Below are 13,536 nucleotides of genomic sequence, written 5' to 3'. Positions count from 1 at the left end.
CGCACCGCCCCGCCCTGCGCCCTGGCGGGCGGGGCGGCGGGCGCCCCGGCCGCGCCGCTGCCCCCGCGCTGCCCCCGCGCTGTCCCGCGCTGTCCCGCGCCGTCCCGCGCTGTCCCGCGCTGTCCCGCGCCGTCGATCATGGAGTTGTGACACCCACGAATGCGACACGAGTGAACATAGCGCTCAGCCCAACTTCATGATCGACGGCCTGGGCGGCTGATCCCCTCCAAGATCCACGCAGTTTCCCTGAAACTGCTGCCTCCCGACGTGCTGAGGCAGCAGTTTCAGGGATGTTGTGCGGATCTTGGAGGGGATGAGATGTGCGGCTGGTCGACCGGGGGCCGGCACCGGTCCGGTCCGGCTCGCGAGCGGCGCGCGAATGAGCGGCGACCGGCCGGGTAGCGGGCAGCGCGCGAGTGAGCGGCGACCGGCCGGGCAGCGGGCAGCGGGCAGAATGAGCGGCCGGGTAACGGGCAGCGCGCGAATGAGCGGCGACCAGCCGGGCAGCGGCCGGTGCGGTTGCGATCAGCGGGTGGCGCGCTCGGCGAGGTGGTCCTGATGCGCCTGGTGCAGACGGCGCAGCGCACGGACACCCTCGACAGCCAGTTCCTTGTCGGCGGCCTGCAGCGCGACCATCGGCAGCAGATCGTCGTCGTGCAGCTCCAGGCTGGCCCACGGCGCGCCCCGGTCGAAGCGGACCCCGCGTACGACCTCCCAGGGCAGGTCGTACGAGCCGATGACGTTGCGCACCCGGACACCGCGCGCGTCCGCCTCGACCCGCGGGCGGGTGAACAGCAGGAAGCCGAGCGCCCCGAAGACGCCCAGGCCGATCATGGCGATCTGGTCGCCGCGCTGGAAGCTGCCGTAGCCGTCGCCGGTGGGGCCGCTCAGCGACGTGGCCACCAGCCCGAACACCACCAGCAGCGCGACAGCCGCGGACCAGCAGACCACCCGGATGCGGCGGGGCCGGAGGCGAATCAGCTCGGTTTCGCTCACCAGCTCAGTCTGCCACCCGGCACCGGCGACGTCCGCGCCACCCGCCGGACGACCTCCACTCGGCGCGCCAACCGCTGGACACGGGCACATCACACCGCCAGGCATGCCCCCGGGTGATGATCCACACGAGATCGGCGAAACGGGGGTGTCCCGGACCGGCGGATACCCCCACATCAGCGACGTCGAGTCGATCACGCCCCGAGCCAGGCCCGGAGCCGGGCACGGGCACCGGCACGCCGAGCACAGGCGCGCCGCCGCGCACGCCGCTAGGCGGAGATCCACACGAGATCGGCGATGCGGGGGTGTCCCGGGCGGGCGGATGCCCCCACATCGGCGATGTCGAGTCGATCACGCCCGCTAGTGACGACGGGCTGGGGTGGTCAGAGTCGGCAGGCGTGGATGTTGGTGACCAGGATGGCCCGCGCACCCAGCTCGTACAGCTCGTCCATGATCCGGTGCACGTCGTCGCGGAGCACCATCGCCTGGACCGCCACCCAGCCCTCGCGGTGCAGCGGCGACACCGTGGGCGACTCGATGCCCGGGGTGAGCCCGCTGGCCCGGTCCAGCAGACCGGCCGGTACGTCGTAGGCGAGCATCACGTAGCGACGGGCCACCAGCACGCCGTGCAGCCGCCGCAGCAGTTGCTCGGCCTGCGGGTGCGCCGGCGCGCCGGCGCGGCGGACCAGCACCGCCGAGGAACGCAGGAGCGGCTCACCGAAGACCGCCAGGCCAGCCTGGCGCAGGGTGGCGCCGGTCTCCACCACGTCGGCGACGACGTCGGCGACGCCGAGGCGTACGGCGTTCTCCACCGCGCCGTCGAGGCGGATCACGTCGGCCTTGACGCCCACCTCGCCGAGGTGCCGCTCGACCAGCCCCGGGTACGCGGTGGCGATCCGCCGCCCGCCGAGGCCCTGCACCGAGGCGATGTCGTCGGGGCGGGCGGCAAAGCGGAAGGTGGCCTGCCCGAAGGCGAGGTCCACCACCTCTTCGGCCGGCGCGGCCGAGTCGATCAGCAGGTCTCGGCCGGTGATACCGAGGTCGAGGTCACCGGAGCCGACGTAGGTGGCGATGTCCTTGGGGCGCAGGTAGAAGAATTCGACGTCGTTGGGCTCGTCCCGGCAGACCAGGTCCTTGGGGTCGGTGCGCTGGCGGTAGCCCGCCTCGCGCAGCATCTGGGCGGCCGGCTCGGCCAGGGTGCCCTTGTTGGGAATGGCGACACGCAGCATGACGGAGTGCTCCTTCGATCCGGGATCTGATCAACGGGTGAGAGGCACTCACAGATGTCGGTAGACGTCCTTGAGGTCGAGACCACTGGCCAGCATCAGCACCTGGACCTGGTAGAGCAGCTGGGAGATCTCCTCGGCGGTGCGCTCCGGCCCTTCGTGCTCGGCGGCCATCCACGACTCGGCCGCCTCCTCGACGACCTTCTTGCCGATGAAGTGCACGCCCTTCTCCAGCGCGGCGACGGTGCCCGAGCCCGGGGTGCCGGCAGCGGCCTTGGCCTGCAGCTCGGCGAACAACTCCTCGAACGTCTTCACGAAGAACGATTCTTCCAGCCCGCCGACGGGCGGCAACCGGCGGTGCCCGCGCGGAATTCCCTACCAACATAGTGGGACACTGTCCGGTCGATGGCTCTACGCTGTCGACCATGGCCAGCAGCCCGCGTCTTCTCGCGTTGACCCTCGCCGGTGCCGTCCTCGCCGCCGGAGCGGGATGCGCCCCGCAGGACGAGGATCCGAGCCCCACCGTCACCGCGTCACCGTCCTGCACCAAGGACAGCCTGCCCACGCGTACGCCGGGCAAGCTCACCATCGCCACGGACCAGCCCGCGTACGAGCCGTGGTTCACCGGGGACAAGCCGGACAGCGGCGAGGGCTTCGAGGCCGCCGTCGCGTACGCGGTGGCCGAGAAGCTCGGCTACGCCCGCGGCGACGTCACCTGGATCCGGGTCAAGTTCGACACGGCGATCGCCCCCGGCCCCAAGGGCTTCGACTTCGACATCAACCAGTTCTCCATCACCGAGGAGCGCAAGCAGGCGGTCGACTTCTCCGCGCCGTACTACCTGGTGCGGCAGACCGTCATCGCCTTGAAGTCCTCGAAGATCGCCGGCAGGACCTCGCTGGCCGACCTCCGCGACGCCCGGCTCGGCGCCCAGGTCGGGACGACGAGCTACCAGGCGATCACCGACGTGATCAGGCCGGCCGCCAAGCCGCTGGTCTACAACAGCAACGACGACGCCAAGAAGGCGCTGCAGAACGGGCAGCTCGACGGTCTCGTGGTGGACCTGCCGACCGCCTTCTACATCACCGGCGCGGAGATCACCGACGCGACGATCGTCGGGCAGGTGCCGCAGGTCGGCACGCCCGAGGCGTTCGGGCTGCTGCTGGACAAGAACTCCCCGCTGACGTCCTGCGTGAGCGGGGCGGTCGGTCAGCTGGGCGAGGCGGGCACGCTGCGCCAACTGGAGCAGAAGTGGCTCGCGCAGGTGGCGGGGGCGGCCGAGCTGCGGTGACCCGGCTGGATCACATCCCGACCGAGGCGCAGCTACGGAGGTCCGCGTACCGGCGTCGGCAGACCGTCTACAGCGTGCTGGTCGCGGCCTCCTCGACGGCGGCGCTCGGCACGCTGCTGGTCGTCGCGGTGACCGGCGCGCCCGGCTGGGACCGGGTACGCCAGTCGTTCCTGGATCCGGAGATCGCCGGGGACGCGCTGCCGGCGGTGCTGAGCGGGCTCTGGCTCAACGTCCGGCTGCTGGTCTGTTGTGCCGTCGGCGCGCTGCTGCTCGGGCTGCTGATCGCCGTCCTGCGGACGTTGCGTGGCCCGATCTTCTTCCCGGTCCGGGCGCTGGCCGCCGGCTACACCTACACCTTCCGGGGTCTGCCGCTCATCATCGTGCTCTACCTGCTCACGCTCGGCGTACCCGGGCTGCGGTTGCAGGGCATGCCCCCGGTGCTGGTGCTCGGCGGACTCGCGCTGGTCCTCACCTACGGCGGCTACCTCGCCGAGGTGTTCCGGGCCGGCATCGAGTCGGTGCACCCGAGCCAACTCGCCGCGGCCCGCTCACTGGGTCTGACCTATCGGCAGACGATGCGGCACGTGGTCCTGCCGCAGGCCGTCCGCCGGGTGGCGCCACCCCTGCTCAACGACGTGGTGGCGTTGCAGAAGGACGTGGGGCTGGTCTCGCTCGCCGGGCCGATCGACGCGGTGCGCGCCGCGCAGATCGCCACCGCCCAGTCGTTCAACTACACGCCGTACGTCGTCGCCGGGGTGCTCTTCGTGCTGCTCGCGATCCCGCTGATCGCGGTCACCGACTGGGTGACGCTGCGCTCGGCCCGTCGACAGTCGGGAGGTTGACCATGGCTGTGCTGCGCTGCCGGGGCCTGCGCAAGGAGTTCGCCGGCCATGTCGTGCTCGACCAGCTCGACCTGACGGTCTCCGAGCACCGGGTGGTGGCCCTGATCGGCGCCTCCGGGTCGGGCAAGTCCACCCTGCTGCGCGTCGTGAACCTGCTGGAGGAGCTCGACGACGGCACCATCGAGCTGGACGGCGAGGACATCTCCGACCCCCGGGTGGACCCCGACCGGGTCCGCCGGAAGATCGGCATGGTGTTCCAGGCGTACAACCTGTTTCCGCACCTCAGCGTCCTGGAGAACATCACCCTCGCGCCCCGCCGCGTACACCGGAGGGCCCGGGCCGAGGCGGAGGCCCAGGCCCGGGACCTGCTCGACCGGGTGGGGCTGGGGGCAAAGGCGGACACCTACCCGGACGGGCTCTCCGGCGGGCAGCAGCAGCGGGTGGCGATCGTCCGGGCGTTGGCGAACTCGCCCCGACTGATGCTGCTCGACGAGGTCACCTCGGCGCTGGACCCGGAGCTCGTGGGTGAGGTGCTCACGATGATCCGGGACCTGAAGGCCGACGGGATGACCATGCTGCTGGCCACCCACGAGATGGGTTTCGCCCGCGAGGTCGCCGACGAGGTCTGCTTCCTCGACGCGGGACGGGTCGTCGAGAGCGGCCCGCCCGAGCAGGTGCTCGGCGAGCCGACACATCCCCGTACCCGCCAGTTCCTCCGCCGGATCATCGAAGCCGGCCGGCTCTGAGAGCCGGCCAACGCTGAGAGCCGGCCAACGCTGAGAGCCGGCCGGCTCTGAACAGCAGGGTCAGCCGCCGAAGCCGACGCGCTGACCGTTGCTCGCCAGTGCCCGGACGGCCAACGCGGCGTCGAGCGCGGCGACGGTGGCGGACCAGCCCTTGTCCTCCGCCGAGCCGGGCAGCCCGGCCCGGTCCCGGGCCTGCTCGATGGTCTCCACGGTGAGCACGCCGTGCGCCACCGGCTTGCCCTCGTCCAGCGCCACGCGGGTCAACCCGTCGGTGACCGAACGGCAGACGTAGTCGAAGTGCGCCGTGGAACCACGGACCACCACGCCCAGCGCGACGACCACGTCGCAGCGGCGCGCGAGCGCCTGGGCGACGACCGGCAGCTCCACCGAGCCGGCGACCCGGGCCACCACGGCCCGCGCGCCGGACGCCTCGGCCGCGGCGACGGCGCGATCCAGCATGTGGTCGGTCAGCTCACCGTGCCACCGGGCGGCCACCACGCCGACGGTCATCCCGGCGGCGTCCACCGCGTTGACGCCCGGCTCCCCGAAACCCGCCATGTCTATGCTCCGATCTCGTCACTGGCCACCGCGCGCCCCGCCGGGGCCTCGGTCACCTCGTCCAACTCGTCCAGCAGGTGACCCATCCGGTCCCGCTTGGTCCGCAGGTATCGCACGTTCTCCGGGTGCGCGCCGACCGGCAGCCCCTCCCGCCCGGTGATGGTGAGGCCGTACCCCTCCAGCCCGGCCCGCTTGGCCGGGTTGTTGGTCAGCAGCCGCATCGAGCGCACGCCCAGGTCGTAGAGGATCTGCGCGCCGGTGCCGTAGTCCCGGGCGTCGGCCGGCAACCCCAGGTCGAGGTTGGCGTCGACGGTGTCCCGGCCCAGGTCCTGCAACTGGTACGCCTGCAGCTTGTGCAGCAGCCCGATGCCGCGCCCCTCGTGCCCGCGCACGTAGAGCACCACGCCCCGGCCCTCCCGCCCGACCCGGGCCAGCGCGGCGTCCAACTGCGGCCCGCAGTCGCAGCGCAGCGAGCCGAAGACGTCACCGGTGAGGCACTCGGAGTGCACCCGGACCAGCACGTCCTGGCCGTCGCCGAGGTCACCGAGCACCATGGCGACGTGTTCGGCCGTGTCGTGCGCGGAGCGGTAGCCGAGCGCGCGGAACACCCCGTGCCGGGTGGGCATCCGGGCGTCGGCGACCTGCTCGACCTGCTTCTCGGTGCGCCGCCGGTAGGCGATCAGGTCGGCGATGGTGATCAGCGTGAGGTTGTGCTCGACGGCGAACTTCTCCAGGTCCGGCAGGCGCATCATGGTGCCGTCGTCGTTGATCAGCTCGCAGAGCACGCCCGCCGGGCGCAGCCCGGCCAGCCGGGTCAGATCCACCGCCGCCTCGGTGTGCCCCGGGCGGCGCAGCACCCCGCCCTCGCGGGCCCGCAGCGGCACCACGTGCCCCGGGCGGGCCAGGTCGGTCGGGTCGGTGGACGCATCGGCGAGCAGCCGGATGGTGTGCGCGCGGTCGGCCGCCGAGATGCCGGTGCTGATGCCCTCCCGGGCGTCCACGGTCACCGTGTACGCGGTGCCGCGTCGGTCCTGGTTGGTGTGGTGCATCGGCGGCAGGTCGAGCCGGTCGGCCTCGCTCTCGATGAGCGGCACGCAGACGTAACCGGAGGTGTAGCGCACCATGAACGCCAGCAACTCCGGCGTGGCCAACTCGGCCGCGAAGATCAGGTCGCCCTCGTTCTCCCGGTCGGCGTCGTCGACCACGACGACCGGCCGGCCGGCCGCGATGTCGGCGACCGCCTGCTCGATACTGGAGAAGCTGCTCACGCGACGGCCTCCGTGTAGGTGGTCTTGAACGGGACGGCCGGCTGGCCGACCCGCGAGGTACGCCACCAGGCGGCGAAGCCCCAGACGCAGAGTGCGCCGTAGATCAGGTACATGGCGGCCGACGGGTAGAACCCGCCGCGCAGCAGCAACGGCACGCCGACGGCGTCCACCGCGATCCAGACCAGCCAGAACTCCACCCACCCGCGGGCCATCCCGTAGGTGGCCAGCAGGCTGCCGGTGAGGATCCAGGCGTCCGCCAGCGGGCCCCAGGAGCCGAGTGCGGCGAGCACCGGGTACGCGACGGCGACGCCCACCGCGGCGACGAGCAGCATCGTGAGCCGCTCCCGCGCGGTGGCCCAACGCGGAGCCACGGCGGCGGCGTGGCCGCCGCTGGCCCGGCGGTTGCTCTGCCAGCGCCACCAGCCGTACACGCTGACCGCGAAGAAGAACACCTGCCGGCCGGCCTGGCCGTACAGGTCGTGCGCCTGCGGGGTGGCGAACGCGCCGCCCAGGAAGACGGTGAACAGCAGCACGTTGCCGATCATGCCGACCGGCCAGGCCCAGACCAGCCGGCGCAGCCCGAGCAGCGCGGAGGCCAGCCCGAACACGTTGCCGACGATCTCTCGGACCAGCACCGGGGAGCCGGCCACCTGCACCTGGGACTCCAGCAGCCAGGTGAGCGCGCTCATCAGGCCACCCCACTCGTGCCGGTGTCGGCCAGCCGTGTGCCGAGCAGTCGCTCGACGTACTTCGCCAGCACGTCGACCTCCAGGTTGACCGGGTCACCGACGCCCCGCTGGCCAAGCGTGGTCAGCTTGAGGGTGGTCGGGATCAGCCCGACGGCGAACTCGTCCGCGCCCACCTCGGCCACGGTCAGCGAGACGCCGTCGATGGTGATTGAGCCCTTCTCCACCACGTACCGGGCGAGGGCGGCGGGCAGCCGGAAACGGACCGTCTCCCACTGCTCGGCCGGCTCCCGGGAGATCAGCTCGCCGACCCCGTCCACGTGCCCCTGCACCAGGTGCCCGCCGAGGCGGCTGCCCAGCGCGGCGGCGCGCTCCAGGTTGACCGGGTCACCGGGACGCAGCGCGCCCAGCGCGGAGCGGCGCAGCGTCTCGCCCATCACGTCGGCGGTGAAGACCCCGTCCGCCACGTCCACCACGGTCAGGCAGACGCCGTTGACCGCGATCGAATCTCCGTGCCGGGCGTCGGAGGTGACGAGCGGGCCACGCACGGCGACCAGCGCCGAATCGCCCGCCGTGGCGGTCACCCGGACGACCTCGCCCAACTCCTCGACAATGCCGGTGAACATGTCAGCCCTCCCTCTTCCGGGGCAAAGCGGTGATCCGTAGATCCGGACCGATCTGCGTAACGTCGACGAACTCCAGATCGATTGCCTCAGCGATGGTGGTCACTCCGGCGTCGACCAGGGCGGTTGGACCGGCGCCGAGCAGCCGGGGTGCGACGTACCCGACGATCTTGTCGACCAGGCCGGCGGCCAGGAACGCGCCGGCCAGCCGAGGGCCGCCCTCCAGCAGCACCGCGCGCACGCCGCGCTGGTGCAGCGCCGCGAGCAGCGCCGACAGGTCGACCCGACCGTCCGGGCCCGCGCCCACCTCGGCGGCGGTCGCGATCCAGGTACGCGCGGCGCCGTCGCGGACCTGGGCGTCAGCCGGGGTACGCCCGGAGCTGTCCACCACCACCCGCAGCGGCTGGCGGATGGCCAGGCTGCCGTCGCGCAGGTTGCGGGCGGTCAGTCGAGGGTCGTCGGCGAGCACGGTGCCGACCCCGGCGAGCACCGCGTCGACCGTGCCGCGTAGCGCGTGCACGTCGATCCGGGCCGCCTCCGAGGTGATCCACATGCTGGTGCCGTCCGCCGCCGCCGAGCGACCGTCGACCGTGGCGGCGTACTTCCAGATGACGTAGGGCCAGCCCCGGCGCATCGAGGTCAGCCAGGCGACGTTGCCGGCCTCGGCCTCGTCGACGCGTACCCCCAGATCCACCCGGACCCCGGCGGCCCGCAGCGTGGCGGCGCCGCCGGTGGCGACCGGGTTCGGGTCGGGTACGGCGATCACCACCCGGGCCACCCCGGCCTGGACCAGCGCGGTGCTGCAGGGGCCGGTGCGACCGGTGTGGTTGCAGGGTTCCAGAGTGACGACGGCCGTGCCGCCCTTCGCCCGCTGCCCGGCCTGGGCGAGCGCGACGATCTCGGCGTGCGGCCCGCCGGCGTAGGCGTGGAAGCCCTCCCCGACGACCTCGCCGCCCTCGTCGAGCAGCACGCAGCCGACCACGGGGTTGGGGCTGGTCGTGCCGAGCCCGCGTGCGGCGAGTTCGATCGCCCGACGCATCGCCTCGTCCACGGAGACGCTGGCCATCGCCCTGCCTGCCCTTTCACTCGCCGGTCCGCGCGCTGGCGGTCAGGGAGGCGGCATGGGACCGCGGGCAGGCGGCGGCGGATTCCGGGAACGGCACAGCCGCCCCGGGGGGTCGACACGGCACGCTGAAGCCAGCGGTCGGCTCGGACCCGTCCGTCCCGCGCGCTGTCTCCCATCCGGACTGTCTGGGCGCGGACGAACCGCCCCCAACCGTCGGCCCCGGATTTTCACCAGGTCCACCGGGCAGCAGAAGCCGTCCGGGTCGCGGGCTGACCACGGTTGGACCGTGGATCACCGCCGGTTCGGAATTTCACCGAGTCCCGCCAGCGCGTGGTGGGTACAAACGCAGTCTTACACGCTCGGCGGGGTGCGTCGCCACTCAGGCGAGCTAGTTCACAGCGAGATCACGCTCAGGTGACGCCACGGCGCCGGTCGACCGCCACGTACGAGCCGGGCTGGCTCTTGGCCACCGTCTTCATCTCCGAGGCCACCGCGATCGCCTCCAGGGGGTCGGTGAACCGCTTGCCGGCGTCGGAGAGGGAGACCCCGATGGAGAGGGTCACCAGCGCCGCGCGGCGGATGTTGCCGCGCCGGTCCTTCAGCTCGACGAAACCGCGCTCCCGATCGGTCGGGTCGTAGAGCGTGTCGGCGCCCTTCTCGAAGTCGACCACCGCACGCGAGGTCAGCGGGCGGACCTGGTCCGGGGCGCAGACGATGACGAAGTCGTCGCCGCCGACGTGGCCGAGGAAGGCCGGCGGCAACCCCACCGCCACCACCGCCCGGTGCAGGCTGCGGGCCAGCGCGGAGATGAAGTCGTCGCCGCGGACGAAGCCGTACCGGTCGTTGACGCTCTTGAACCGGTCGATGTCGATGTAGCCGACCGCGTAGTCCACGCCCTGTCGCACCCGGTCGCTGATCTCTCGGCGGATCCGGCTGTTACCGGGCAGCCCGGTCAGTGGGGAGACCTCGCGGAACTCCTTGTTGCGGCGCAGCGTCGAGCTGACCCGGGCCACCAGCTCCGCGGTGTCGAACGGCTTGACCAGGTAGTCGTCGGCGCCGGCGCTGAGCCCGTGCACCTTGTCGACGGTCATCCCCTTGGCCGTCAGCATGATCACCGGCAGGGCCGAGGTCATCGGGTTGGCGCGCAGCCGCCGGGTCAGCTCCAGCCCGTCGACCCGGGGCATCATGAGGTCGACCACGGCCAGGTCCGGCCGCTGGCGCTCGATGACCTCGAGGGCCTCCTGGCCGTCGCTGGCGTGGATCACCTCGAAGCCGTGCAGCCGCAGGTTGAACTCGACGAAACGGGCGATGTCCGCGTCGTCGTCGACGACGAGGATGATGTCCTTGCGGTCCTCGTCGGGGTCCACCTCAGGCCCCGGGAGCCGCGCGCTCCGCCAGCGACCGCAGGTGCCGGACGGCCTCGGCCGGGTCGGCGGCCCCGTAGACGGCGGTGCCGGCCACGAACGCGTCGGCGCCAGCGGCGGCGGCCTGCTCGATGGTGTCGGCGGCGATCCCGCCGTCCACCTCGATGCGCAGCTCCAGGTGGCCGGCCGCGACGTGGCGGCGGGCCGCGCGGACCTTGTCCAGCAGTTGCGGGATGAAACGCTGGCCGCCGAAGCCCGCCTTGATCGTCATGATCAGCAGGGTGTCGAAGCTCGGCAGCAGGTCCAGGTACGGCTCGATCGGGGTGTCCCGGTCGATGGCCAGCCCGGCCTTCGCGCCGGCCGAGCGCAGATCCTTGGCGAGCGCCACCGGGTCGTCGCACGCCTCGGCGTGGAAGGTGACGTTGTACGCCCCGGCGTCGGCGTACCCGGGGGCCCACCGGCGCGGGTCCTCGATCATCAGGTGCACGTCGAACGGCAGCGCGGTGACGGCCCGCAGGCTCTGCACCACGGGCAGCCCGATGGTCAGGTTCGGCACGAAATGGTTGTCCATCACGTCCACGTGCAACCAGTCCGCGGCGTCCTCGACGGCGCGGACCTCTTCGGCGAGGTGGGCGAAATCGGCGGCCAGAATGCTCGGCGCGACGATCGGCGGCGGTACGGTCACGGGGCCAGTGTACGAACGCGGTCACCCCCCGCCCGCAGCGCGGCACCATTCGAAACGCGCAGTGACTCGGTAGTGACCAGTGGTGCACAATTGGTCGATCCGGATCGCCAAATCCGGACGAACAGACATCGGCGGCTGGCCGATCGACGGAAACGCGACGACACTCCAACCGGGACAGTGCCAGGTGACCGCACACCCGCCGGGTTCTCGCCGCGGGTCGCGCTCACCGGCCGCCAGCTCCGGGAGGGCGGACGATGCGACGGTGGCTCGGAGCGCTGGTGCTGGCCGGCGTCACGGCGATGCTGCTGAGTGGCTGCGGGCCGGCGCGGGGCGCGGACGGTGACCTCACCGACGACTGGCCGGATCTGCGGGTTCCGAAGCCCTTCACCCCCGCCACCGACACCTGCCTGCCGCGGATCACCTCGATCGTGCAGGCCAGCACCTACGAGACGGTGGACTGCGCGCGCAGCCACCTGGCCGAGGCCATCCACGTCGGCACCTTCACCGGGCCCGCCGCGCTGGCCGACACCCGTCCGGGGCCGGGCACGACGGCGCTGCGCACCGCCCGCTCGGAGTGCGACCAGCGGGCCCGCGAGATGCTCGGCGGCGACTGGCATTCGGCGCGGCTCGCGCTCGCCCTCGCGCTGCCCTCCGCCCCGGCCTGGGCCGGTGGCGCCCGCTGGTTCCGCTGCGACCTGAGCCAGACCGACAGCATCGACAACACCCGACCGGTGCAGCGCGTCGGCAGCCTGCGCGGCGCGCTGATCGGCGACAACCCGCTCATCCACGGGTGCTTCGACCCGAAGCTGATCGGCGACAACCTCAACTACATGGCACCCGTGCTGTGCAGCGAGCCGCACCGCGCCGAGTTCGTCGGCGTCTACGCGGAACGCGACGTGAGCTGGGCTGCGTTCACCCGCTCCGCCGAGAAGGCGCACACGCGGTGCATGGCGTTGATCGCCGCGTACGCCGCGGTGCCGAACAACAGCGACCTGCCGTACCGGGCCGGGTCCATCTACTACCCACCGTCGCAGCGGGAGTGGGAGGAGGGCGACCGCGGAGTGCGCTGTTTCCTGTGGAGCGACGATCGCAAACTCACCCGCTCGATGCGCGGCGCCGGGCCACAGGGACTTCCAGCGATCTAACCTACGGTGCCGTATGCTGCTGCGCCGTGGCGCTACCGACCGGCTGGGGCCGGCCGGAGACCACCAGCGGCGGGAGGTCCAGGATGCGACGGTGGTTGGCGGCGGTCGCCGTGGGGGCGACGATGGCCCTGGCGCTGGCTGGGTGCGGCACACCCGCCGGGGTCGACCGGAACCTCACCGATGACTGGCCGGCCCCCGTCGCGGCGCAGCAGTTCGTGCCCGCCGCCGAGGTCTGCCACCACGCGGCCCAGCAGGTCGGCTTCCTGACCGGCTACAACCCGATGGCGTGCACCGAGTCGCACCGGGTGGAGACCGTGCACGTCGGCACGCTCACCGGCCCGGGTGCCGAGCGCAACACGCCCCCGCCGTCCGGCTCCGAGGGCCTGAAGGCCGCGCAGGCCGCCTGCGACAAGGAGGTCAACAAGGCGTTGGGCGCCGACTGGCGTTCCGGTCGTCTCGGGATGAGCGTCGTGCTGCCGTCCGCGCCCGCCTGGGCCGGTGGGGCCCGCTGGTACCGCTGCGACCTCACCGAGATCACCAGCCTCGACGACACCTCCATCGGCCTGCGCACCGGCAGCCTCCGGGGGGCGCTGACCGGCGCCGCGCCCCTGGCGTACCGCTGCTTCAACCCGAAGATGGTCAAGGACGACATCGACGAGATGGTCCCGGCCGCCTGCACCAGCAAGCACCACGCCGAGTTCGTCGGGATCTGGCACGCCCCGGACGTCACCTACGCCGAGTTCAACCGCACCACCAAGCGGACCCACCGGGCCTGCCAGACGGTGATCGCCCAGTACGCGAAGGTGCCCGACAACGACCAGCTCGACTTCCGCGCCGGGACGATCTTCTACCAGCCGTACGAGGAAGAGTGGAAGAACGGCAACCGCGGCGTGCAGTGCTTCCTCTGGATCAGCGACCGGAACCTGACGCGTTCGATGAAGGGCGCCGGCAACAAGGGCCTCCCGGTCACCTGACCCGCACGAGAAAGGGGCCACGGTACGACGCCGAGCGTCGTACCGGGGGCCCTGTCCTTCGGGAGGTCAGC

At 72.2% G+C, this 13,536-nt stretch carries 15 protein-coding genes and 1 riboswitch; of the genes, 5 read left to right on the top strand and 10 right to left on the bottom strand.

Going from position 1 to position 13,536, the window contains the following annotated elements; all coding sequences use genetic code 11:
- Positions 1–525 precede the first annotated feature (525 nt).
- The 3 genes from V6V47_RS28430 to V6V47_RS28420 form a co-directional block, all read right to left on the bottom strand.
- Positions 526–996: a PH domain-containing protein gene (locus V6V47_RS28430; protein ID WP_334631453.1), complete on the bottom strand. Its 471-nt coding sequence runs from the start codon at positions 994–996 to the stop codon at positions 526–528.
- Positions 997–1,376: 380 nt separating this feature from the next.
- Positions 1,377–2,222: an ATP phosphoribosyltransferase gene (hisG, locus tag V6V47_RS28425; protein WP_334631452.1), complete on the bottom strand. Its 846-nt coding sequence runs from the start codon at positions 2,220–2,222 to the stop codon at positions 1,377–1,379.
- Between the two features lie 48 nt (positions 2,223–2,270).
- A complete protein-coding gene (locus tag V6V47_RS28420) occupies positions 2,271–2,534 on the bottom strand; it encodes a phosphoribosyl-ATP diphosphatase (protein WP_088947482.1) in 264 nt (87 codons plus the stop codon).
- A 110-nt stretch (positions 2,535–2,644) separates the two neighbouring features.
- Here V6V47_RS28420 and V6V47_RS28415 point away from each other — a divergent pair, with 110 nt between their 5' ends.
- Genes V6V47_RS28415 through V6V47_RS28405 form a run of 3 tightly spaced genes read left to right on the top strand, consistent with a single transcriptional unit; the run spans position 2,645 to position 5,096 of the window.
- Positions 2,645–3,508 (top strand): ABC transporter substrate-binding protein, encoded by an 864-nt coding sequence (locus tag V6V47_RS28415; RefSeq protein ID WP_334631451.1) that lies wholly within the window; start codon positions 2,645–2,647, stop codon positions 3,506–3,508.
- The gene (locus tag V6V47_RS28410) at positions 3,505–4,350 is read left to right on the top strand and encodes an amino acid ABC transporter permease (protein ID WP_334631450.1); all 846 of its coding nucleotides are present in this window, start codon (positions 3,505–3,507) and stop codon (positions 4,348–4,350) included. Before V6V47_RS28415 ends, V6V47_RS28410 begins: the two co-directional genes overlap by 4 nt.
- 2 nt (positions 4,351–4,352) lie before the next feature.
- Entirely contained in the window at positions 4,353–5,096 is a 744-nt protein-coding gene (locus V6V47_RS28405; RefSeq protein ID WP_334631449.1) for an amino acid ABC transporter ATP-binding protein, read from the top strand.
- A 60-nt stretch (positions 5,097–5,156) separates the two neighbouring features.
- On the opposite strand, the gene ribH is transcribed toward V6V47_RS28405, so the two are convergent.
- The 7 genes from ribH to rpe form a co-directional block, all read right to left on the bottom strand.
- Positions 5,157–5,654: a 6,7-dimethyl-8-ribityllumazine synthase gene (ribH, locus tag V6V47_RS28400; protein WP_334631448.1), complete on the bottom strand. Its 498-nt coding sequence runs from the start codon at positions 5,652–5,654 to the stop codon at positions 5,157–5,159.
- A gap of 2 nt (positions 5,655–5,656) precedes the next feature.
- Entirely contained in the window at positions 5,657–6,922 is a 1,266-nt protein-coding gene (locus tag V6V47_RS28395) for a bifunctional 3,4-dihydroxy-2-butanone-4-phosphate synthase/GTP cyclohydrolase II (RefSeq protein WP_334631447.1), read from the bottom strand.
- Positions 6,919–7,611, bottom strand: coding sequence for a nicotinamide riboside transporter PnuC (pnuC, locus tag V6V47_RS28390; protein ID WP_334631446.1), 693 nt, complete (start codon positions 7,609–7,611; stop codon positions 6,919–6,921). The genes V6V47_RS28395 and pnuC overlap by 4 nt, the downstream gene beginning before the upstream one ends.
- A complete protein-coding gene (locus V6V47_RS28385; protein ID WP_334631445.1) occupies positions 7,611–8,234 on the bottom strand; it encodes a riboflavin synthase in 624 nt (207 codons plus the stop codon). Before V6V47_RS28385 ends, pnuC begins: the two co-directional genes overlap by 1 nt.
- A 1-nt stretch (position 8,235) precedes the next feature.
- Positions 8,236–9,297, bottom strand: a complete 1,062-nt coding sequence (ribD, locus tag V6V47_RS28380) for a bifunctional diaminohydroxyphosphoribosylaminopyrimidine deaminase/5-amino-6-(5-phosphoribosylamino)uracil reductase RibD (protein WP_334631444.1) — start codon at positions 9,295–9,297, stop codon at positions 8,236–8,238.
- A gap of 160 nt (positions 9,298–9,457) precedes the next feature.
- A riboswitch (FMN riboswitch) is annotated at positions 9,458–9,629 on the bottom strand.
- Between the two features lie 78 nt (positions 9,630–9,707).
- Entirely contained in the window at positions 9,708–10,775 is a 1,068-nt protein-coding gene (locus tag V6V47_RS28375) for a response regulator (protein WP_334631454.1), read from the bottom strand.
- Positions 10,666–11,346 (bottom strand): ribulose-phosphate 3-epimerase, encoded by a 681-nt coding sequence (gene rpe / locus V6V47_RS28370; RefSeq protein WP_334631443.1) that lies wholly within the window; start codon positions 11,344–11,346, stop codon positions 10,666–10,668. The genes V6V47_RS28375 and rpe overlap by 110 nt, the downstream gene beginning before the upstream one ends.
- A gap of 254 nt (positions 11,347–11,600) precedes the next feature.
- Here rpe and V6V47_RS28365 point away from each other — a divergent pair, with 254 nt between their 5' ends.
- The gene (locus tag V6V47_RS28365) at positions 11,601–12,491 is read left to right on the top strand and encodes a septum formation family protein (protein WP_334631442.1); all 891 of its coding nucleotides are present in this window, start codon (positions 11,601–11,603) and stop codon (positions 12,489–12,491) included.
- Positions 12,492–12,574: 83 nt separating this feature from the next.
- Positions 12,575–13,465: a septum formation family protein gene (locus tag V6V47_RS28360; RefSeq protein ID WP_334631441.1), complete on the top strand. Its 891-nt coding sequence runs from the start codon at positions 12,575–12,577 to the stop codon at positions 13,463–13,465.
- Positions 13,466–13,536 lie beyond the last annotated feature (71 nt).

It is taken from the genome of Micromonospora sp. CPCC 205539 (assembly GCF_036906815.1).
In the GTDB taxonomy this organism is placed as follows: Bacteria; Actinomycetota; Actinomycetes; order Mycobacteriales; family Micromonosporaceae; genus Micromonospora.
The sequence above is the reverse complement of the archived record's forward strand: the minus strand, read 5'-3'. Positions and strand labels throughout refer to the sequence as shown.